The following is a 21,592-nucleotide window of genomic DNA, read 5'->3' as shown; positions in this document are numbered from 1 at the left end:
CGGGGTTATTAAGTTTAGTTTAATCCGAGAGCTTTCTTTCTTTGATTTGCCCAGGTTCGAAGAATCTGGTCGATTGCGAGTCCAATAAAGGCGACGCACAGCCCAAGGATCAGTCCATTGCCAATACCCTCTCGATCCGACAGGGACTTGAGAATCAATTGCCCGAGATCATCAGTGCCGATCAACGCACCAATGATGACCATCGCAAGTGCAAACACCACGGTTTGGTTTACACCAAGCGCCAGATGGGGAAACGACATGGGCAACTCGATGAAAAAATAGCGTTGTATGCGACCGACGCCTGCCATTGAGCCGGCATCGTGCAGTGATTGCGGCACAGCTAGCAAACCTTGTATGGTGTAACGGGTGGCCGGAACGGTGGCGTAGATCACGATGGCGATCAGCACCGAAGTATCGGTGACACCAAACAGCATCATTACCGGAATCAGGTAGATGAATGATGGAAATGTCTGAAAGGTATCGCAAACTGTCAGCATGATACGCGTGGTCACCGGATGTTGTGCACACAATGTCCCAGCCACGATGCCGACGAAGCTGGAAATCAGAACGGAAATGGTCATCAGGTACGCGGTGATCAGCGCCCGGTCCCACCACTCGGTAAATGCAATAAACAGCAGGAGTCCACCCACGGTTAGCGCTACTTTCCATCCACCAACGATATATCCAGTCCCCATAGCCATCAAAAAGGTTGCGACCACAGGCATGGCAAGATAGGCTTTCTTAACCGGCACCAGAACCTCAACAATCAACCATTCGTTAAATCCTTTGAGTGTGTAGAAAAATGTATCCCAGACCCAGTCAACTCCGGCTTGCCAGAAGTCCTGGGTGGTAATGCCCTTGTTATGGGGAATCAAGTTGAGGTAATTGAACCCTTCCTTGAAGAAAAACGAACCAATAACGGCCAGAATTATGCCGACGACAAAAACCACGCCGAAAATCAGAGAATACTTGTGGCGTTCTACAAATGACAGGTCCGCAAAGTAATCGATCTGTTTTTCGGCCCAGGCCAGTGACATCCTGTCCAACACAATAGCAATTAGAACGATACACACGCCGAGCTCCAGCGCCAAGCCTATCCTCAGTTGGTTGAGCGCGATCAGCAAATTGTTCCCTAAGCCCTTGGCGCCGATCAACGAAGCGATAACCACCATCGCTAGGCATTGCATAATGACCTGGTTAACGCCAATCAATATATCTCGACGGGCTGTGGGAATCAGTACCTTGAGCATTAATTGTCGGTCGGTGCAACCGCTCATCTGTCCAGCTTCAGCAATCTCTGGCGATAGTTTTTGCAAGCCCAACAGCGTCAGGCGTACCATAGGAGGTGTTGCAAAAATTACCGTAGCAATCGCGCCCGCATGATCACCGATACCGAAAAATATCATTATCGGAATTAGGTAGGAAAAGGCCGGCATAATCTGCATCACGTTGAGCAATGGATTTAGTACCGCCTCCACAGTTTTACTTTTGAAAGCCCAGATGCCCAAAATCAGGCCGAAAAAAACCGAAACCGGGGCAGCAATCAATACGAAGGACAGTGTTTCCATCGACGGTTCCCACTGTCCGAATACCGAGATGTAAACAAATGTAAAACCGACAAAGATGGCCAACCGCTTTCCATTCAGTGCATAGCCGAGAATGGTGAAACCCCCGGCAACCACAGTCCAAGGCAATGCTGGCCAGCGCGCCCATGGATTTTCTGTAGCCCAATCCCATCCGCTAAACGTGACTATGGTCTTGACACCACCCAGCATGATTTCTCTAATAAACTCAATCAGGAACAAAATCACACCTGAAGCCGAACGGGTGAATTGGTTCATCAACGGCTTTTGTTCAAATTCCTCAATATCCGGGTCCCATACGTCGATTAACCACCAATCGAACAAGATATACCTGACAGCATCGTTGATAATGATCGGAAGCTCCTTGAATAACGGCGGCAATCGCCACAGTACGCTGTCCGAAGGGGAAATAACCAGACACAGCAGGATAAATACGACCAGCAGTAACGCAAACTGCAGATATTTCTTTTCTTTAAACGCTTCGGTCATGACGTTTGTTCTTCAGAGTCATCGGCACGGCTACCGAACAGGATGCTGACCACTTTGGAAGCATGCACAGATCCCACGATCTCTCCTGCGTCATCGATAACGGCAACAGGTCTTGTGGCATTTAGAATGGATTCGGCCACGGTTGCAATGATGGCGTCTTGTGACACCTTTTGATCGCTGTGATCTTCATTGGGATCATAAGGTTCCATGACAGACTTGATTTTCAAGACCTTTTCCCGCGGCACTTCCTCGGTAAATTTCCGCACATATTCGGTGGCTGGATTGAGGACGATATTCGCTGGTGTATCTAATTGTTCGATAACGCCATCCTTCATAATGGCGATCCGGTCGGCCAGGCGTAATGCTTCGTCGAAATCATGGGTGACAAATAAAATGGTTTTGCTCAGAACATCCTGTAGCCTTAGAAACTCGTCCTGCATCTCCTTGCGGATTAACGGGTCGAGTGCTGAAAAGGGTTCGTCAAGGAACCAGATGTCGGGCTCGATGGCAAGGGAGCGAGCAATACCGACACGCTGCTGCTGACCACCCGAAAGTTCTCGTGGAAAATAATTTTCCCGCCCAGTAAGGCTCACCAAATCCACCATCTCCTTGGCGCGTTCTATGCTGTCCTTGGTGCTGACCCCTTTCACTTGCAAGGGAAAGGCAATATTTTCCAGCACGGTTTTGTGGGGCAACAAAGCGAAGCTTTGAAACACCATGCCCATTTTGTTGCGCCGCAGCTCAATGAGCTGTTTGTTGTTCATCGTCAGGATATCTTCACCATTGATGTATATATTGCCAGCGGTTGCCTCGTTCAGCCTGGCAATGCAGCGCATAATCGTGGATTTTCCGGAACCCGACAAACCCATAATAATCAGTAGCTCGCCTTTATGCACCTCAAACGATGCATCGTTGACGCCCACAATGCAACCGGCTTCCTGGAATTTAGCCGAATCGACGACGCCGCCGGATTTTTCCAACATGCTTTTCGCATTATCGCCAAAAATCATGTAGACCGATTCGCAGCGGATAACGGGTTCTTTTGAATCTGTAGTCGCGGTTTGTGTAGGCATGAGGGTGTACTTTAGGTTTGGTTTGTTACATTCAAGTTAGAGTGTAAAACTACCACGTTTTAATGGTTGGGCATATTTATTAACAAAAATCCCCTGGTTCGATATCTCGCCAGGGGATTTTTAATTTCAGACGTTGATATATCGCCCGGATTATTTAGTCCAATCCGTCCAAACATCTTTGTTTTCAGCCAACCATTTGGCGCCAGCATCTTTGTGGTCCATTTTGTCGGTATCAACCAAAGCAGCCATTTGGCCGATTTGAGTTGTTGTAAATGACAATTTGGAAAATGCTTTGTAAGCAGCTGGATGAGTTTTTGGGAACTTATAGTTCGCAGCTTTTTTCAACCAGCCTACGGGTGAACCACAACTACCGTCACCACCGTCGGCCACCCGGCATCCATCAGTGTAAGGAGGGAACTCGATGAAAGTGAAACCGGTAGCATCGGTGAAGTTCGGGGTCCAGTTAAAGATAACAGTACCACGACCTTCTTTCTTGGCAGACGCCAATTCAGTCCACAATGCATCGGCACCACCGGCGAATTTAACGACCCATTTGTCAGCCAGACCAAGTGCTTTAAGACGCACAGGCATTAAGTCGCCGTGCCAGCTTTGTGGGCCTTCTAACCAACGGCCTTTGCCATCTGAATCAGGTGTGGTGAAGTTTGCAGAACAATCTTTTAACGCTTCCCAGTTAGGCAGACCAGGGCATAGACCCTCGTCGATGACCCAGGTTGGTACGCCCATTTCTTCCAGGGTGGTTGCAGCGTGGGTACCGGCATCAATGAGACCGCCTTCGCTCATAGCGTTATAGAAAGAACCGCCGAATGTGGATTGCCAAACTTCGTGCGAAATAGTTACGTCACCATTTCGGATTGATTCGTATACTGCTTGTGAATCCGCAGGTACGTATTCAACGTTATTGCCCATGCTTTCAAACATACCGCCAATAACGTGAGCCATAACAATTTGGCTTGACCAGTTGTGAGTCGGGATAATGATCGGTGCGGTGCTGTCTTTTGCTTTAGCAACGCCTGTTGCAGAAAGCAGCGACACACATCCGGCAAGTACCATTATACGGATTGATTTTGATTTAAACATAAAAATTATCCTCGCAGGGGATTTTGGTTTATTGTGTTGTTAATCTCACAGACAGCGGTAGAGAACTTTTGCATTATACTCTCCACAAGTAAATGTGATTTACGATAAAATCCGGAACGTCATACGTTGCGGACATTTGTTAACTATACGCCAATTATTCTACCAATAGAAGTACCCTAATTGAACCAATTCAATATTTTTACTTAAATATTGCAAATGTTAGTGTATAGTTTAAGGTAAAAGTTGAATGTGGTATAGATTTGGCTCAATATGCTGATGGAATTCATGTTTATAGCCATGTGTATCATGTGTATATTGTGGTCGAGATGTCAAGGTTACTTAACTACAAAATATGACTATGGATATAAGTTCCGTAATTAAACTTCGTGAACCTGGACTGGGGCAGGAGTGGATTGGCAAAGAGCGTTATGTGGTGCGCGCCGGTGCTGTGGTCGCGGTGCCAATGCTGCTGGGAGATGAGCTGGAAATAGTTGATCCGGAAGGGCTACAGCCGGCCCATGTGCTGGCATTTAATGGTTCCGGCCAATCTGCAACGGCGCAACTCGGTGTTGCGCCAAATACAAATGGAGAAACCATCGCCCGGATGCTGGATAGCGACAGCCCGGTTGCAGCGAAAATAAGAAATAAACTTAAAGCATTATCAGTCAGTTTGCCGGAAGCGAAAGTTGCTGAAGTTTTATCGGGCGATACAGTGGCCGGATCAAGCACAAAATTCGTCAGCGAAGGCGAATTGGTTTGCTTGGTGTGCGCGCCCAGAGAACCGATGATAGCATATGAATACATATCCTCAATAGATTTGCCCCCGACTGATTTAATTGCCTATATCACGAGAGCTAATCCGGGGCAGGTCATTGCCAATGAATTACCCGACCCCTTGGCAGATGAACAACAAAGTTTCAGAATCGATGCGGCAACCGCCCAAAGTTATGAAGTCAAAGCCGGGGAATATATTCAAGTTCTCGATATCGATGGTCGAGAGTGTTCGGATTTCCAGTGCTTTGACCAAGCCCAGCTGGATAAAGGGTTGATGCGCTATCTCAGCGCAACCACAACTCGGGCGTTAACCGGCTCGGCCTATCCTGGACCCGGATTGTATTCAAAGTTTTATGATGTGGACTTCCAGCCATTACTCGAAATTGTTCAGGATACCTGCGGGCGACACGACAGTTTCGGTTTGGCTTGCACGAGTAAATACTATGACGATGCCGGTTATCCCGGCCACACAAATTGCTCGGACAATTTCAACCAGGCGCTGGAAGCGTACCCGATTGCGCCGCGCAAAGGATGGCAGGCGATGAATCTATTCTTTAATACTTTCTTTGATGATGCTTTTACATTTATATTTGATGATCCCTGGTCGCGGCCGGGAGACTACGTGTTGATGCGTGCAATCAAGGATTTGGTTTGTGTTTCATCTGCCTGCCCATGCGATATCGACCCCGCGAATGGGTGGGTGCCAACCGATATCCAGATACGAACCTATTCCGAAAAAAATTTATTCAAGCGCGCGATCGCATTTAGAAAAACCACCGATGCAGAACCTGAAATGACAAAAGAAACCGGCTTTCATAGAAAATCCTCCGAGCTAACCCGTAACTTTGTTGAATACAACGGCTATTGGTTGGCCAATAACTACACTGACTATGGTTGCACCGCCGAGTATTGGGCTTGTCGAGAAGGGGTAATCATGACCGATCTCTCGCCATTAAGAAAATACGAAGTGGTCGGGCCGGATGCCGAAGTTTTGATGCAAACCTGTGTCACTAGAGACATCAGAAAACTTTCAATCGGGCAGGTTGTATATACTGCCATATGTTATGAATCCGGTGGCATGATTGATGACGGCACGGTTTTCAAATTGGGCAAGAATAATTTTCGCTGGATTGGCGGAAACGATGCCTCCGGGTTATGGATTAGGCAACAAGCCCGGAAAAGAAACATGCGCGCCTGGGTCAAGGATGCCACTTCCCAACTCCACAACTTACAAATTCAAGGCCGAAAAAGCCTGGATGTGTTGAAAAAAGTTATATGGACTCGGCCGGATCAAGCAGCGATTGAAGAACTGAAATGGTTTCGTTTTTCTATTGCCAGAATGTGTGATGAATCCGGGCTGCCTATTTTGGTATCGCGCACTGGATATACCGGCGAACAAGGCTATGAGATATTTTGCCATCCCCGCGATGCCGAAGCGATTTGGGATGCGGTGTGGGAGGCCGGGCAGGAATATAAAATTGCGCCATTAGGATTGGAGGCGCTGGATATGCTGCGCATCGAAGCCGGATTAATTTTTGCTGGCGCCGAGTTTGACGACCAAACCGATCCTTTTGAAGCGGGAATTGGTTTTACCGTGCCCCTGAAATCAAAACAAGATGATTTCATTGGTCGGGAAGTATTGGTTGGTCGCAAACAAAATCCCCAGCAAAAACTGGTTGGGCTTGACGTAAAGGGAGAAGAGATTGGTGGCAATGGCGATGGGGTTTTTATCGGTCGGGAGCAAGTGGGCAGCATTACCAGTGGCGTGATTTCGCCTATATTGAGAAAGAATATTGCGCTGTGCAAGATGAAAGTGCTGTATGCGGAGTCAGGCACTGAAATTGAAATTGGAAAACTTGATGGCCACCAGAAGCGTATTCCCGCAACCGTTGTGCCTTTCCCGCATTTCGATCCGAAGAAACAGCGGGTTCAGGGAAATTATTGATTTAAATCGACACAGAGACCACACAAACCACAGAGAACAAAAGAAGGATAAATTGAACAACATAAACAATAATTCTGTGGTCTCGGTGTCAAATTCAGATAGTTTCGCAATAGGATTGAAGCAATAGAATTGAAGCAATAAATTTTCAATAAATTTTAATGAATACTTCCAGGTGGAGTAAAAAATGACAAGTGTTGCAATAATTGGCGCAGGCCCCTGTGGTACCGCGCAACTTCGAGCATTCGCATCGGCGCAGAAAAATGGCGCTGAGATTCCAGAAATTGTTTGCTATGAAAAGCAGGAAGATTGGGGTGGGTTGTGGAACTATACATGGCGCACCGGATTGGATGAATATGGTGAACCTGTTCATGGCAGCATGTATCGTTATTTGTGGTCAAATGGCCCGAAAGAATGTCTTGAGTTTGCTGATTACACCTTTGAGGAACACTTCGGGCGCCCGATCGCTTCTTATCCCCCGCGCGCGGTGCTGGCTGATTATATAAAGGGCCGAGTCGAAAATGCAGGGGTGCGCGACTGGGTGAAATTCAGGACTGTTGTGAAAGATGTGAGTTATTCCGAATCTACCGGTATGTTTACAGTAACCGCAAGGGACTTGCTAAAAGACCGGGTAAGTTCAAGAGAATTCGATAATGTTGTTGTCGCTAATGGGCATTTTTCAACGCCGAATGTGCCTCAGTTTGAGGGGTTTGAATCTTTCAACGGTCGGGTGCTTCATGCCCATGATTTCCGCGACGCAGTGGAGTTCAAGGGCCAGGATATTTTGATTATAGGCACCAGCTATTCGGCCGAAGATATTGGCTCCCAATGTCATAAATATGGATGTAAATCTGTCACTGTGAGTTACCGAACCGCGCCAATGGGATTCCACTGGCCGGATAGCTGGCAGGAATTGCCATTGCTGACCAAGGTGGTGAATAAAACCGCACATTTTAAGGATGGGTCGACTAAACAAGTGGATGCCATAATTTTATGTACCGGCTATTTGCATCACTTCCCATTCATGCCCGACTCGCTGCGGTTGGTTACAACAAATCGCTTGTGGCCTTTGGATTTATATAAAGGGGTGGTCTGGGAAAAGAATCCGAAAGTCATGTATCTTGGTATGCAGGATCAGTTTTATACCTTTAACATGTTCGATGCTCAAGCCTGGTATGCCCGGGATGTTATTATGGGAAAGATAAAAGTGCCGTCTTACCAAGCGATGATTAAACATAGTGCAAAGTGGCGCGACCGAGAGGAATCTCTGCAAAACGATGAACAAATGATCTGGTTCCAGGGAGATTACACCAAGGAATTAATCGATGAAACCGACTACCCGACTTTCGATGTGGAAGGGGTCAATAAAACATTTATGCAGTGGGAGCATCACAAACATGACGATATCATGGGCTTCAGGAATAACGCCTATCCATCTCTGATGACCGGTAATAATCAGCCGGTGCATCACACGCCGTGGATGGACGCTATGGATGACTCCATGGAAAATTACTTGGAAAGTTATTTTCAGGAATCATAAAATCGCCAGACGACAAGCCCGCCAGAAGGCAAACCCGGAAGATGCAATCACTTGACCAGAAGAAAATAATCGGATGGCGAGAGTGGGTCGGACTACCCGGTCTCGGCATAGACAAAATCAAGGCAAAAATTGACACCGGCGCACGTACCTCAACGATGGATGCTGTGGGCTATGAATTGACAGAAGAGGATGGAATCATCCTGGCCCGATTTCAGGTAACTTTCGGTAATCGAAATAAATTGAAAGAAAAAGTTTGCACCGCAAGAGTCGTTGAAAATAGAAAGATTACCAATTCCGGAGGGCATGTCGAGAAACGCATAGTCATTGTGAGTAATATCAAAATCGGCCAGCTAATAAAAGAGATTGAAATTACGTTGACACAACGCAAGAATATGAAATTCAGGATGCTGCTCGGCCGAACAGCAATAAGCGAAGATTTTGTGGTAGATGTCACCCGCTCCTATTTAATGGGGCGAAAACAAAAGAGCGCCGATAATTAGTAAAGCAAATCTCCCTATAAAAAATTTCTGACTTGGCAAATTATGAAAATCGCAATACTCTCTCGTAATCGAAATCTATACTCAACCAGGAGACTGGTTGAAGCGGCAGAACTGCGGGGTCATAGCGTACAAATACTAGACCACCTACGCTGCTTTATGGATATTACTTCTGACAATCCAACCATCCACTACGGTACTGTCGAATTTAACCGAAATGATTTCGATGCGGTCATACCCAGAATCGGCGCATCGGTGACCTATTACGGCACCGCCATTGTACGTCAGTTCGAGATGATGAATATTTATAGCATCAACGAATCAGTGGCAATCACCCGCTCCCGGGACAAACTGCGCTCGCTGCAATTACTGTCGAGAAAAGGCATCGGCATGCCCATCACAGCATTTGCTCACTCAAGCAAGGATATTGACGGCATAATCAAGGAAGTGGGTGGTGCGCCATTGGTGATAAAACTGCTGGAAGGCACTCAGGGAAAGGGGGTGGTGCTGGCGGAGACTAAAAAGGCGGCTGAAAGTGTTATCCAGGCTTTTATGAAATTAAACGCAGATATTCTTGTGCAAGAATACATAAAAGAAGCGGGGGGAAGTGATATTCGTTGTTTGGTCGTGGGTGAAAAAGTGATTGCTGCTATGCAGCGCCAGGGTCCGCCAGGGGAATTTCGCTCCAATTTGCATAGAGGCGGAAAAGCGAGTCTGGTTAAATTGAGTCCAACTGAAAGAAAAACCGCGGCGCGGGCTGCGAAAGTGATGGGATTGAATGTTTGTGGCGTTGATTTGCTGCGCTCAGACAGTGGCCCATTAGTCATGGAGGTGAACTCATCTCCTGGATTACAGGGGATCGAAACGGCCACGGGCAAAGATGTCGCTGGAATGATTATCGGGTTCATAGAAAAAAATGCCAAACCAAAGAGAAACCGCACCCGTGGGTCGGGTTGAACATGGTGTGGAAATAGTTCACCGATTATTTAAATGGAAAGCACTTTCAGAACGCATCTGGTTTAATCCCGGATGGAAAAACTAGTGCGCTTCTTTCCAGTTTGCGCCAACGCCGATATCCACAATAAGCGGCACTTTTAATTTTGCCACCCCGCACATCAATTCCACGGAAATCTCTTTCATTTGGTTAACATTTTTCTTCTCCACTTCAAACACCAGTTCGTCGTGAACTTGCAAAATAATTCGATTGCTTGACTGGTTGTCTAAAATCCATTTGTCAATCGCTAACATTGCCAGCTTGATTAGATCAGCTGCGGTGCCCTGCATAGGCGCATTAATGGCGGTGCGTTCAGCGTATTGACGACGCACCGCATTTTTAGAATTTATTTCGGGCAGATTTAATCTTCGACCGAATAGCGTTTCAACGAAACCTTTTTCCCGCGCGCTTTGCTTGGTTTTTTCCATGTACTGTTTCACTCCCGGATACCGATCAAAATAGATATCGATATAATTCCTGGCTTCTTTTTGAACAATCTTTAGTTGGCGCGCCAGACCAAATGCGGACATACCATAAATCAATCCAAAATTGATCGCTTTTGCTCGCCGCCGTTGTTCTTCGTCCACTTCATCGGCCGCGATGCCGAACACTTCAGCGGCGGTGGCGCTGTGCACGTCGATGCCGTTATTAAAGGCATTGATCAGACCCTTATCGCCAGATAAATGAGCCATAATCCTCAGCTCGATTTGAGAATAATCCGCTGCAATCAATACATTACCGTCTTCGGGAATAAAGGCTTCGCGTATCTTGCGGCCATCTTCAGAGCGAATGGGAATGTTTTGCAGGTTCGGATCAGCCGAGGACAGCCGGCCCGTAGAAGCAACAGCCTGATGGTAAGACGTATGAATGCGACCGGTTTTTGGGTTAATCAATTCAGGTAACTTGTCGGTATAAGTGCCCTTTAATTTCGCCAAACTCCGGTGCTCAAGAATCAATTGAGGAAGTTCATATTCCGCCGCCAATTCCTGAAGCACATTTTCCGCCGTCGAGGGTTGGCCGTTAGGCGTTTTACGCTTCACCGGAATACCTTGTTTTTCGTACAATATTTCCTGTATTTGTTTGGGCGACGCGATATTGAAAGGTTCGCCAGCAACGGCATATGCCTTTTTTTCGAGTTTAACAAGCCGGATTGCTATTTCTGCGCTTTGTTTTTTTAGTTGAGCGGCATCAATTTTCACGCCATTGGTTTCGGTGCGCACCAACGCGCTCATCAGCGGCATTTCTATTTCGTTAAATAGCTTGTTTAGCTTTGGATCTTTTTCAAGTTTCGGCAATAGAGTTTGGTGCAGTTGCAAAGTAATATCAGCATCTTCCGCCGCGTAGGGCGTGGCCACTTCAATGGCGATTTGATCAAAAGTAAGTTGATTTTTTCCGCTGCCGGCTACATCGGAAAATTTAATGGTTTGTTTGCCTAAGTGTTTCAGCGCCAATGTATCCATATCATGTCGTGAATTACCGGCATCCAGTATGTAGGAAATGAGCATGGTGTCATGGGTTATCCCTTGTAAATGGATATCGTAATTTTGCAACACCTCTACATCGTATTTTAAATTCTGACCGGTTTTTGCCTGACTGGGATCTTCGAGAATCGGGCGCAATTTTTCCAGGGTTTCTTTAAGCGGGAGTTGCTTTGGCACGCCGGCATAATTGTGTCCCAGCGGCAAATAAGCGGCTTCACCCGGGGTTACCGCAAACGACATTCCGACCAGCTCAGCGCGGTGCACATCAAGAGAAGTGGTTTCGGTATCTATTGCAAATATGCTGGATTTTTTGAGTTTTTCTATCCATTTATCAAGGGTTGATGTGTCCCAAATAGTTTCGTAATCCAGTCCATTATCCAGTCTATTATTCAGGCCATTTGAATTGGCATCATCCGATTCTTTCCGCTCTTCAACATGGCCATCATCGTCATTTTGAGCCTCGATTTCTTTCAGCCAGGAGCGAAATTCCAGGTCGGTGTAATAAGCGCGCAGTAATTCATAATCCGGATTGCCCCGGGTCAAATCATTTGGAGACTGCTCAAGTTCGACATCACATTTTATTGTCGTGAGTTTTTTAGATAATTCAAGTTGATCCAGGTTGTCGCGCAGATATTCGCCGACTTTTCCGGAAATTTTATCGGCATTTTCAATAATTTTGTCCAATGTGCCGTATTCATCGAACCACTTCACAGCGGTTTTCGCACCGACTTTCGGAATGCCTGGAATATTGTCCGAGCTATCTCCGATTAATGCCAAATATTCAATAATTCGTTGCGGTGGCACGCCAAATTTTTCGCTAACACCGGCCGGGTTAAGACGCACATTTTTCATGGTGTCGACCATTTCCACTTGGTCATTTACCAATTGCGTCAGATCTTTATCGCTACTCACGATCATGGTGCGAAATCCCTGAGTTGTAGCCTGGATTGACAGCGTGCCGATGACATCATCGGCTTCCACCCCCGATATGGAAATTAATGGAAGACCCATTGCCGGAATAATTTTATTGACGTATGCAAGTTGTTGCCGAAGGTCTTCGGGCATGGGTGGGCGATTCGCCTTATATGCTTTATAAAGGTCGTGTCGAAAGGTTTTTCCTTTTGCGTCCATGACTACGGCAATATGAGTGGGCTGGCACTCTTTGAGCAGGCTTCTCAGCATATTGACCATTCCAAAAATAGCTTGGGTTGTTCTGCCATCAGAGGTGGTCAATGGATTGCGCCCCAATGCATGGTAGGCACGAAACAGGAAGGAAGTGCCGTCAACGAGGATGAGTTCTTTATCGGGAGACATAAAATTTTAGTGCGTTAGAGGTAGGCAAGCAGCAACAAATATCGCCGTATTATGGCACCATTCATTAGAATTGTATTGGAGCGCTTTTATTAAAATTGCGTTACAAAATTGGACTGCTCCCAATCAGATGAGCAAACGTGTTACTATTGTTGGCACTAATGAAACTATACCGAATAGTAAGTTGTCAGAAATATTGAATTCCAACGGGACTGCGATCATGAATACGAACATGAATATGAAACATGGGGCTATGATTAAAAGCACGGTTGTAAAATGTATCATGCTTGCCTGTTTTATACATATAATTCAGGCTCAGGCTCAGGAAGAATCTGCAACAAACCCGCTTTTAATTCCACAGGATTTGACGATTAAGCAAAGCGGAGAATTTCAATTCGAGGAGTTGCGCATTGGTGGCAGATTGGAAAGGTTGACTGTGCGGCATAAAAATCGAATGACTGAGATCTATCAAAATCAACGCGATGATTCGATTTGGTTTTCGGAAGAAAATGAACTCGGTGAAGCCCAGAACGTCAGGCAGTGGAAACTCGGTGGTTGGTGAATTATATTGATCGTAACGACATCGTTTCGAATGGTCTTGGAATTGCTTATTCAGGAAGCCCGGAAATTCAGAATCGCTACTTGCGGACGACCGTGAAAGGATTCGAATGGGTGACAGGAATAGAAACTGTTACCGCAACGCCTTGATTATCAGGCCGATTTTCTGCCCATGAGGTTCCCTGATGGTACTCTGCGATTAGCCTGACGACAAAAAGACCCAAGCCCAGATGGGAATGCTTGGCGTTAGTCTTTCCGTAAGAAACCATCGGGTCGAACAGTCGATCGTTGATTTTTTCCGGCAGTTTCGGCCCCTCATTAAGGACTGTGATTTCCGCATGATCTTTATTGCCGTTGGTGCTGACGATTATCGGTGTGCCGGGCTTGCTAAATTGCATGGCATTGTCGATAAGTTTATCCAGCATTTGTGCCAAGTGGTCAGGGCTACAGTCCACTACCAGAGGTGATGCTCCAATTTGCAATAAAAATTTATGTTCGGGATAACTGCTACGGTAGCCGTCCATAAATTCTGAAATCAACCCAGGCAAATCTACAGGTTTCTTTATTTCAGTGCGCATCGCTTCTTCGAGGTTTGCGGCTTCCGTGAGGTTAGTCAAAATAATGCGTAGTCGATTTACGCCATTTCGTGCGCGTTGCATATGCTTGTTCTGGTCGATGTTTGGAACATCCGTTTCCAGAATTTCAAGAGACGAGCTAACTACATTCAGCGGATTGTTCAATTCGTGTGCAAGAGTATCTGGCATTCCTTCAAGATATCGGGTATAGCCGGACAGCCGTTTTAACATACTGGTAATGCTGCGACCGAGATCGCCAAGTTCGTCCGCAGGATAAATCCGACTCGGGATGCGGTCTTCAATAACACGACCTTCGGGGGTAATCGCTTTTTCCGTTGTGTTGTGTAAACGACGGATTCGCAGCGTGAGTCGCCAGGCAAAAATAAATAATGTTAAAAGTATGAAAAAGAAAACCAATATAGTCACCAGAGTCAAACTCCTGAGCAACTGATATTGCAGCCCCAATATGGCATGATTGCTTTGTTCCACTATTACTGCGCCAAGAATCTCTTGTCTGGACTTAATGGGATATCCGGCAACAATGATTTGTGCCTTTTGGTCCATCGAAAGACGTTGTTCTACCTTGGGAACGCCTTTTAGTATTGTCGTAAAAATTTTATCCGGGCGGTGGCTTACCTCCGTTGAAATGTCGGTAAACTGAACCGGGGGGCGCTTTAATAATGCGTCAATGTGGTCCTGGATATTTTGAATAAAACGGATTGCCCAATTATTTTCCTCTTCCGCAGTCGATCCGGGAGGAGGTGCCGGAGATAGTCCACCCACTACAGCACGAACCCGCTGCAAATTATCGAGAATCCATATTCTTGACTGAGGCTGATCCAGACCTTTAAGAATTTTAGTCAATTCAGGAGAAGTGAGTAATATTTGCGCGGGCTCGGCGCCAGATATCTGTGGCGAAGTGGATAATACGGCACTAATTTCACGGTTTTCTTCGCTGTCCACATCCACTGCAAAAAACCCGACTCGAGATCGGTAACCAATGACATCACGCGGAATGCGTAATTCGATTTGATAACCCCATTCGGTTTCCGCTAACTCCGCGGTAAACGCTGTGACATCATCGCCTTCCAAAGGTAGTTTCCATTGTTCGTCAACCAGGAATATGCTCATTCGCCCTGGCTCGCTGGCAACCAGCAGATAATGTTCCAATGTTTCGTTGGGAAGTTGGACCAACATTCTGATTTGATCGCTGGCATCCAGGGAACGCTTTTCCAAATCTCTGTAAACTAATTTATCGTCATTAATTTCAAACAACGCATACAAGTATTGTTGGTAATGCCCAATGATGTTTTTAAGGGAAAACGAGTCCGGGTCGTAGTCGCTGCTACAAATTAACAATTCGTCACCGGTATAAAAATTAGCGAATCGTTGAATCGACTCCCAGTCACCCAGTTTTCCATCTAACTGGATCAGATTATCCAGCTCATGAGCGTACAAATCGTTTTCGTTCCCCAGCACCTCGGGAACACCCGTTTCAGGGTTAAATAATTCCGCACGATCATTGAGTACTGTGGCAACGCCATTAGCGGTTAACAGCAATGCGTTTTTTTGCCCCTGGACCAGGAATTGCTTCATCTCCAGAACGTAGTAGTACCCCATCCAGGGGATAATTAATAGCACCGGAACAATCCACAGCAGTTTGGCGCGAATACTGATCGTACGAAGTGCCATCGACATAATATTGGGAATGAATCAGGGATGCCCTGGAATTGAAATTAGTGTTCAGGCTGCCATCGATACCCCACACCAAACACTGTTTGAATCATTGAAAATGATTCGTCAACCTCTTTGAATTTCTTGCGAATACGGCGGACATAGCCGTTGATAGTATTTTTTTCCACGTAACTTTGTCGGGTAGTTTGCATCAACGCCGCGTAGGTTTTTACATGCCCCGGATTCCGCGCCAATGCTTCGATAAGCCAAAATTCAGTGAGGGTTAAGCTCAATTGATGACTTTTCCAGCTAATCGCCATACTGTTTTGGTCAATTTCAAGATCGCCTAAAACCAGTGCCGAGGGTTGATCTAAATCACTTTGTACCGAAGAGGCAATACGAAACAAAGAAGAAACTCGTACCGAGAGAAATTGTAAATTGACGGGTTTAGTGATGTAGTCCCAAGCATCGAGCCGAAGTCCGGAAACTCGATCGATATCACTATCTCTGGCGGTAAGAAAAATAATGGGCATCTTCGGACTCTTATGACGTAGTTCTCGACAAATGTCGAATCCGCCGTCAATTTCATCTTCCAGCATGATATCCAGGATCGCAAGATCAGGCAGGGATTTGTTGAATCCACTCAGTGCTTCATTCTTGTTGGCGTAGGTTTGAACAATATAACCCTGACCACTCAGCGCATCGGAATAGTTTTCACGCTGGTCAGCATCGTCTTCGACAATGGCAATACTTCTGGGCATGGATAGCTCCCTAAACGAGTTTTTAAAGTGAACAGTATAACGGATTGAAATGCGCAATGAATATCTTTGATTATGAACTGATAACCACCATAAAATTACCACTGGTTTCCCCAACGAATACCATCCCGAAAGGGTGTAATCAAACGCTGTTGAGAACCATCGAATTATTGATTAGAGCATACCGTTTATTCGATTGTTTGCTTGGGTGAAACCAGACTGGCCGCTAGAGAGATCAATCCACTAGCGGCCAATAAGAGGACCTACGACGTGAGTCACAAAGTTTTTATTCCGATCACCGATGAAATACTGTATGACTATCCGGATCTGATCACAACGCCGTTACGACCTTATCAAATCGGCAACCCCTGTTATCACTGGATGGCAACGATTGAGTCATCTGAACAAAATGGACAACATCCGCGGGCGCAAAATCCAGATGCACAAGATCAAATTAAATCGGTCAGGCGCTTTGATCATCGAATGGTCGTGGAAGCCCGGCAACAGGCTATGGCCGACGAGACACTTCAAATGGATTCAAGATTGGCGTAAGCGCAGATTAACCATTTAGGGCCGGTATCTGCAAAATTAACTTGCACTCTGGCGTGTGCGCCCTGGCCCTCAAGAGTGATGACCATTCCTTCACCAAATTTTTTGTGGCGCACCTGTCGCCCCGGTTTGAGTCCGTTAAACGCCTCTGCTGCAGCATTTGAGTTCGTGGTAACAGCGCTTCTGTGAAGTGGCCTGCTGAAACTGGCTGAGCGAATTTCTTCGACCAACTGTTCTGGAATTTCCGCTAAAAATCGAGAAGCCTGGGTATAGTTTTCTCGGCCATAAAGACGCCGAATCTCGGCGTAACATAAAAACAGCTGTTGCATCGCTCTGGTCATGCCCACATAACATAGCCGCCTTTCTTCTTCGAGTCGGCCGTCTTCTTCGATGGAACGTTGGTGTGGAAATAGCCCTTCTTCCATTCCGCATAAAAACACCAATGGAAACTCAAGCCCTTTTGCTGAATGCAAACTCATAAGTTGCACGCAATCTTCCCACTCTTCCGCTTGGTCTTCACCGGCTTCAAGCGCGGCATGGGCAAGAAACAGCGATAGTTCATCCATCTCTTCTGCTGCGTTATCCGGATCGAAGTTACGGGCGGCATTGATCAGTTCTTCCAGGTTTTCAACTCGACCTTGGGCTTTTTCGCCGCGCTCCTTTTTGTAATGATCTAACAATCCGCTTTGCTTCAAGACATGATCTGTGGTGTCGGTCAGATCAAGTTCTCCAGTGGTTTCGGCTAATTGATTAATCAGGTCCTGGAACAGGCTTACCGCGGACAAGGCTCTTGGCGGCAGTTCTTGTTCGCTGATTATTTCAGTGGTCGCCTGCCACATGGAAATTTGTTTCAAGCGCGCCCGCTCGCGAATAAGTTCCAGGGTTTTGTTGCCAATGCCCCGCGTCGGTAGATTTACGATGCGCTCATATGCCGGGTCGGAATGGCGATTTGAAATCAATCTTAAATAGGCCAGAGCATCTTTTATTTCCGCACGTTCGAAAAATCTTAATCCGCCATATACCCGATAGGGCATACCCGTAGAAAGCAGTTGTTCTTCAAAAACCCGCGATTGGGCATTGGAGCGATATAAAATCGCAGATTGATCTCGTCGGTTGCCCTGGCTCACCCAGTTTTGGATTTGGTCGACAACAAACCGGGCTTCATCTATTTCGTTGTTAGCCGCATATAGTCGAATCGGGCATCCTTCAGCCTCATTAGTCCACAGCTCTTTCCCTAAGCGTCCGGCGTTATTAGCGATAACGGCATTGGCGGCATTAAGGATATTTCCGGTGGATCGATAGTTTTGCTCCAAACGAAAAATCGTTGCGTTATCGAAATCCTTCTCGAAACTCAATACGTTTTCAACCCGGGCTCCGCGCCAGCCATAAATCGATTGGTCGTCGTCGCCCACGGCAAAAAGATTTTTATGTTGACCAGAAAGTATTTTTACCCATTGATACTGGATCGAGTTGGTGTCCTGAAATTCGTCAACTAATACATGCTTGAAGCGCTGCTGATAAGTTTCACGAACAGTTTGATTGTTGCGAAACATCTCCAGCGTGCGCAGTAAAATTTCGGCAAAGTCCACCAAGCCGAATCGACCACAAAATTCTTCATAGGTTACATAAATCCGATGAAGCGTTTGCTGCTGGCTGTCGTTACCGGCCGGTAGATGCTGCGGGCGGCGCGCCTCTTCTTTATGGCTGTTGATCATCCATTGCATTTGTCGAGGCGGCCAATAAGCTTCATCCAGATCAAGCTCGCGCAATACCCGACGAATTAACCGATACTGATCACCGCTGTCGATTATTTCGAAGCTTTGCGGCAAACCTGCTTCGTCAAAGTGCATGCGCAGCAAGCGATGGCAAAGGCCGTGAAATGTACCCATCCATAAGCCGCCAAATCGCATTTGCAATAGTTCTTCGATGCGCCCGCGCATTTCCCGGGAGGCCTTATTGGTAAAGGTTACTGCAAGTATCGAAAGCGGGGAAATGTGGTGCGCCTGGATTAACCAGGCAATGCGGTGGGTAAGCACTCGGGTTTTACCGCTGCCCGCGCCGGCGAGGACTAATAATGGGCCTGGAGGTGCAGCTACCGCTTCCCTTTGGGCATCGTTTAGCGGGTCGAAAATATGAGAAACATCCATGCGCGAATTGTACTCTGGAACGCTATCGGTACAAAGATTTATCTTATTTTCGTAGAGGCCTGGCAAGTGGTCTGGTTGATTATACTAAACTGGTTCTATTGCACAATCAAATGTGAAGTGTATGGTTAAATATGTTAAATTAATTTCACCGCTTATTAGCCCGGTAACAGAATAATGAATAGCGCACTCAGTGATATTAAAAGTTCGGAAGTTGTCAGTAGCGATAAATCCTATGTCTGGCACCACCTAGCCCAACACAAGCCGATGCAAACAACCGACTCCACGGTTATTGACCCCATGGTTATTGTTGAAGGCAAGGGTCTGCGAGTAACCGACATCAACGGCAAGGAATATCTGGATGCGGTGTCTGGTGGCGTTTGGACCGTTAACGTCGGTTATGGCCGAGAATCCATAGCCAAAGCGGTTCACGACCAATTGCTCAAAATGTGCTACTTCGTAAATTCGGCGGGGAATATTCCCGGCGCGCAGTTTGCCGAAAAACTGATCGACAAAATGCCCGGCATGAGTCGGGTTTATTATTCTAACTCAGGCTCCGAAGCCAATGAGAAAGGCTTTAAATTAGTCAGACAGCTTGCCGCACTGAAAAATAACGGCAAGAAGCACAAAATTATTTATCGCGATCGCGATTACCACGGCACGACCATCACAGCACTCAGTGCCACCGGCCAGATTCAACGCAAGGACCAATACGGTCCATTTACGCCGGGATTCGTTGAAATGCCGCATTGCATGGCGTATCGGGCAGCCAATGGCGACCACCCGGATTATGGTGTTCAAGCTGCCAGGGAATTGGAGCGAGTGATTTTGGAGCAAGGCCCGGATACCGTAGGCGCCGTCATTCTTGAGCCGATTACGGCTGGCGGCGGCGTTATCACCCCGCCTGACGGGTATTTTGAAACCATCCAGGAAATATGCGCGAAGTACGGCGTGCTCATCCATATTGATGAAGTGGTTTGCGGCATGGGGCGAACCGGAAAATGGTTTGGCTATCAACACTATGGCGTTAAACCCGATATTGTTACCATGGCAAAAGGGGTTGCCAGTGGTTATGCGGCTATTTCCACGACGGTTACCACCGACAAGTTGTTTAATGAGTTTCTGGCAGAGCCGAGCGAAAAATTGCAGTACTTCCGCGACATCAGCACATTTGGCGGATGCGCGAGCGGTCCGGCAGCGGCGTTGGAAAATATGCGGATTATTGAGCGGGAAAATCTTCTCGACAATGCCAATAAAATGGGCGGCTACCTTTTAGACAGATTGCATGAACTGCAAGAAAAATATCCGGTAATTGGAGATGTTCGCGGCAAAGGACTATTTGTCGGCGTGGAAATGGTAAAAGATCGTAAATCCAAACAACCAGTGGACGAGTCTGTAGCCGCTGGAATCGTTGCGGATTGCTTGCAACAAGGGGTCATGATCGGTCGAACTAACCGCAGCTTTGCAGAGCATAACAATACGCTGTGCTTAAGCCCGGCGTTGGTTTGTACCAAAGGCGATTTGGATGAGATTGTTGGTGCAATTGATAATGCTTTGGCAAAGGCAGCTATCTGAACCGGACCCAGTTTTGATGTAGATGAATTGCCTGGAGAAATATCGCAGTAAACTGATAAGGGAAATAAACAACGACCTGCGGGTAATTCTGGCCAAATCTGAACAAGGTCCTGCACAATGGCTTGAACAAGGGCCTGAACAAGACACTGTGCATAATTTCAGAATAGGGGTGAAAAGGCTCACGGCACTGTACTGCTTTCTTAACGAGATTAACGACGCTCTAAAAGCAAAGAAGATACTCAAACCCTACCGTTCGCTGTTTAAATTCATTGGTAGTATCCGCGATGGGCATATTGCCGTGCATTTAGTGCAAAATTTAGCCGATGTCAATTTAGCTGAAGTCAATTTAGAGGAGTCGAAAATTCTGGTTAGAGCGATCAGAGTGAGGATAAGAAAAGACTATCGGTTATTCCAAAAATATGTTCAATCGAATGCTCGGGTATCAATCAGGATGCCTACAGTCAGGTCCGCAGGTATTTCCGAAAGAGCCATCCTTCGATACAAACGGATTGTGCTGGATGATCTTTTGGTTCAAATTCTCCGTACCGAGGGACCGATGAACACTGAGATGAACATGAATAAGTGGCATAAGAAGCGAATACTGCTTAAAAGATATCATCACACACTGGATGCTTTTCGGTTCTGTCCGCGCCATAAATCGGATGAAGACGAACTAAAACAAATAAAAATACTGGAGCAGTTGCTGGGTGATTGGCACGACCGAGTCGTCACCATACAGCTTTTGCAATCCTTTCAGGGACTTGAAGCACAAACCGGGCCGACTATTGCGATAATGAAAAAACAACACAGGTTGCTGTTAGGGGCAGCGAAAATTTACTTGAGAGACCTCCGCTTGAATAAGGAGACATAGGGCATGAAGGCGGCTTTATTGATTTAATGGTGGCTACGCCCTGACTTGAACAGGGGACCCCATCATTATGAGTGATGTGCTCTAACCAGCTGAGCTACGTAGCCAT

The 21,592-nt window shown here is 46.6% G+C and carries 15 protein-coding genes and 1 tRNA gene; 8 read left to right on the top strand and 8 right to left on the bottom strand.

The window, feature by feature from the left end:
• Positions 1–14 precede the first annotated feature (14 nt).
• From ACPXXB_RS08935 to ACPXXB_RS08925, 3 genes are all read right to left on the bottom strand, one after another.
• A complete protein-coding gene (locus tag ACPXXB_RS08935) occupies positions 15–2,072 on the bottom strand; it encodes an ABC transporter permease (RefSeq protein ID WP_423906760.1) in 2,058 nt (685 codons plus the stop codon).
• Positions 2,069–3,145 carry a quaternary amine ABC transporter ATP-binding protein gene (locus ACPXXB_RS08930; RefSeq protein WP_423906757.1) on the bottom strand — a complete coding sequence of 359 codons (1,077 nt, stop codon included), beginning with the start codon at positions 3,143–3,145 and terminating at the stop codon, positions 2,069–2,071. Before ACPXXB_RS08930 ends, ACPXXB_RS08935 begins: the two co-directional genes overlap by 4 nt.
• A gap of 150 nt (positions 3,146–3,295) precedes the next feature.
• Positions 3,296–4,216 carry an ABC transporter substrate-binding protein gene (locus ACPXXB_RS08925; protein ID WP_423911082.1) on the bottom strand — a complete coding sequence of 307 codons (921 nt, stop codon included), beginning with the start codon at positions 4,214–4,216 and terminating at the stop codon, positions 3,296–3,298.
• A 385-nt stretch (positions 4,217–4,601) separates the two neighbouring features.
• Here ACPXXB_RS08925 and ACPXXB_RS08920 point away from each other — a divergent pair, with 385 nt between their 5' ends.
• The 4 genes from ACPXXB_RS08920 (at position 4,602) to rimK (ending at position 9,953) form a co-directional block, all read left to right on the top strand.
• The gene (locus ACPXXB_RS08920) at positions 4,602–6,962 is read left to right on the top strand and encodes a DUF1989 domain-containing protein (protein ID WP_423906754.1); all 2,361 of its coding nucleotides are present in this window, start codon (positions 4,602–4,604) and stop codon (positions 6,960–6,962) included.
• Between the two features lie 184 nt (positions 6,963–7,146).
• Positions 7,147–8,499, top strand: a complete 1,353-nt coding sequence (locus tag ACPXXB_RS08915; RefSeq protein ID WP_423906752.1) for an NAD(P)-binding domain-containing protein — start codon at positions 7,147–7,149, stop codon at positions 8,497–8,499.
• A 41-nt stretch (positions 8,500–8,540) separates the two neighbouring features.
• Positions 8,541–8,999: an ATP-dependent zinc protease gene (locus ACPXXB_RS08910; protein ID WP_423906749.1), complete on the top strand. Its 459-nt coding sequence runs from the start codon at positions 8,541–8,543 to the stop codon at positions 8,997–8,999.
• A gap of 42 nt (positions 9,000–9,041) precedes the next feature.
• Positions 9,042–9,953 carry a 30S ribosomal protein S6--L-glutamate ligase gene (rimK, locus tag ACPXXB_RS08905; RefSeq protein ID WP_423906746.1) on the top strand — a complete coding sequence of 304 codons (912 nt, stop codon included), beginning with the start codon at positions 9,042–9,044 and terminating at the stop codon, positions 9,951–9,953.
• Positions 9,954–10,034: 81 nt separating this feature from the next.
• Here the strand turns inward: rimK and polA are convergent, their stop codons facing one another.
• The gene (gene polA / locus ACPXXB_RS08900; protein ID WP_423906743.1) at positions 10,035–12,785 is read right to left on the bottom strand and encodes a DNA polymerase I; all 2,751 of its coding nucleotides are present in this window, start codon (positions 12,783–12,785) and stop codon (positions 10,035–10,037) included.
• 217 nt (positions 12,786–13,002) lie between these two features.
• Here polA and ACPXXB_RS08895 point away from each other — a divergent pair, with 217 nt between their 5' ends.
• Positions 13,003–13,344, top strand: coding sequence for a hypothetical protein (locus ACPXXB_RS08895; protein WP_423906741.1), 342 nt, complete (start codon positions 13,003–13,005; stop codon positions 13,342–13,344).
• Between the two features lie 76 nt (positions 13,345–13,420).
• Here ACPXXB_RS08895 and ACPXXB_RS08890 read toward each other — a convergent pair whose 3' ends face one another.
• Positions 13,421–15,607: an ATP-binding protein gene (locus ACPXXB_RS08890; protein WP_423906739.1), complete on the bottom strand. Its 2,187-nt coding sequence runs from the start codon at positions 15,605–15,607 to the stop codon at positions 13,421–13,423.
• A gap of 44 nt (positions 15,608–15,651) precedes the next feature.
• Positions 15,652–16,350 (bottom strand): response regulator, encoded by a 699-nt coding sequence (locus tag ACPXXB_RS08885; RefSeq protein ID WP_423906736.1) that lies wholly within the window; start codon positions 16,348–16,350, stop codon positions 15,652–15,654.
• 267 nt (positions 16,351–16,617) lie between these two features.
• Here ACPXXB_RS08885 and ACPXXB_RS08880 point away from each other — a divergent pair, with 267 nt between their 5' ends.
• On the top strand, positions 16,618–16,899 hold the full coding sequence (locus ACPXXB_RS08880; RefSeq protein WP_423906734.1) for a hypothetical protein: 282 nt from the start codon (positions 16,618–16,620) through the stop codon (positions 16,897–16,899).
• Here the strand turns inward: ACPXXB_RS08880 and uvrD are convergent.
• The gene (gene uvrD / locus ACPXXB_RS08875) at positions 16,875–19,043 is read right to left on the bottom strand and encodes a DNA helicase II (RefSeq protein ID WP_423906732.1); all 2,169 of its coding nucleotides are present in this window, start codon (positions 19,041–19,043) and stop codon (positions 16,875–16,877) included. The two genes, ACPXXB_RS08880 and uvrD, sit on opposite strands and share 25 nt — an antisense overlap.
• A gap of 174 nt (positions 19,044–19,217) precedes the next feature.
• Here uvrD and ACPXXB_RS08870 point away from each other — a divergent pair, with 174 nt between their 5' ends.
• A complete protein-coding gene (locus ACPXXB_RS08870; protein ID WP_423906729.1) occupies positions 19,218–20,615 on the top strand; it encodes an aspartate aminotransferase family protein in 1,398 nt (465 codons plus the stop codon).
• A 22-nt stretch (positions 20,616–20,637) separates the two neighbouring features.
• Positions 20,638–21,486, top strand: a complete 849-nt coding sequence (locus tag ACPXXB_RS08865) for a CHAD domain-containing protein (protein ID WP_423906727.1) — start codon at positions 20,638–20,640, stop codon at positions 21,484–21,486.
• A gap of 27 nt (positions 21,487–21,513) precedes the next feature.
• On the opposite strand, the gene ACPXXB_RS08860 is transcribed toward ACPXXB_RS08865, so the two are convergent.
• Positions 21,514–21,590: transfer RNA gene (locus tag ACPXXB_RS08860), tRNA-Met, on the bottom strand.
• Between the last annotated feature and the right edge of the window lie 2 nt (positions 21,591–21,592).

This window comes from Candidatus Spongiihabitans sp., assembly GCF_965237845.1.
Lineage (GTDB): Bacteria > Pseudomonadota > Gammaproteobacteria > Arenicellales > Poriferihabitantaceae > Spongiihabitans.
This window is presented reverse-complemented; position numbering and strand designations above follow the sequence as displayed.

What these genes read in the sequence shown, in the direction of transcription:
- ACPXXB_RS08935 (WP_423906760.1), bottom strand. Translation starts at nt 2,072, where the DNA reads ATGACCGAAGCGTTTAAAGAAAAGAAATATCTGCAGTTTGCGTTACTG.
- ACPXXB_RS08930 (WP_423906757.1), bottom strand. Translation starts at nt 3,145, where the DNA reads ATGCCTACACAAACCGCGACTACAGATTCAAAAGAACCCGTTATCCGC.
- ACPXXB_RS08925 (WP_423911082.1), bottom strand. Translation starts at nt 4,216, where the DNA reads ATGGTACTTGCCGGATGTGTGTCGCTGCTTTCTGCAACAGGCGTTGCT.
- ACPXXB_RS08920 (WP_423906754.1), top strand. Translation starts at nt 4,602, where the DNA reads ATGGATATAAGTTCCGTAATTAAACTTCGTGAACCTGGACTGGGGCAG.
- ACPXXB_RS08915 (WP_423906752.1), top strand. Translation starts at nt 7,147, where the DNA reads ATGACAAGTGTTGCAATAATTGGCGCAGGCCCCTGTGGTACCGCGCAA.
- ACPXXB_RS08910 (WP_423906749.1), top strand. Translation starts at nt 8,541, where the DNA reads ATGCAATCACTTGACCAGAAGAAAATAATCGGATGGCGAGAGTGGGTC.
- rimK (WP_423906746.1), top strand. Translation starts at nt 9,042, where the DNA reads ATGAAAATCGCAATACTCTCTCGTAATCGAAATCTATACTCAACCAGG.
- polA (WP_423906743.1), bottom strand. Translation starts at nt 12,785, where the DNA reads ATGTCTCCCGATAAAGAACTCATCCTCGTTGACGGCACTTCCTTCCTG.
- ACPXXB_RS08895 (WP_423906741.1), top strand. Translation starts at nt 13,003, where the DNA reads ATGAATACGAACATGAATATGAAACATGGGGCTATGATTAAAAGCACG.
- ACPXXB_RS08890 (WP_423906739.1), bottom strand. Translation starts at nt 15,607, where the DNA reads ATGGCACTTCGTACGATCAGTATTCGCGCCAAACTGCTGTGGATTGTT.
- ACPXXB_RS08885 (WP_423906736.1), bottom strand. Translation starts at nt 16,350, where the DNA reads ATGCCCAGAAGTATTGCCATTGTCGAAGACGATGCTGACCAGCGTGAA.
- uvrD (WP_423906732.1), bottom strand. Translation starts at nt 19,043, where the DNA reads ATGGATGTTTCTCATATTTTCGACCCGCTAAACGATGCCCAAAGGGAA.
- ACPXXB_RS08870 (WP_423906729.1), top strand. Translation starts at nt 19,218, where the DNA reads ATGAATAGCGCACTCAGTGATATTAAAAGTTCGGAAGTTGTCAGTAGC.
- ACPXXB_RS08865 (WP_423906727.1), top strand. Translation starts at nt 20,638, where the DNA reads ATGAATTGCCTGGAGAAATATCGCAGTAAACTGATAAGGGAAATAAAC.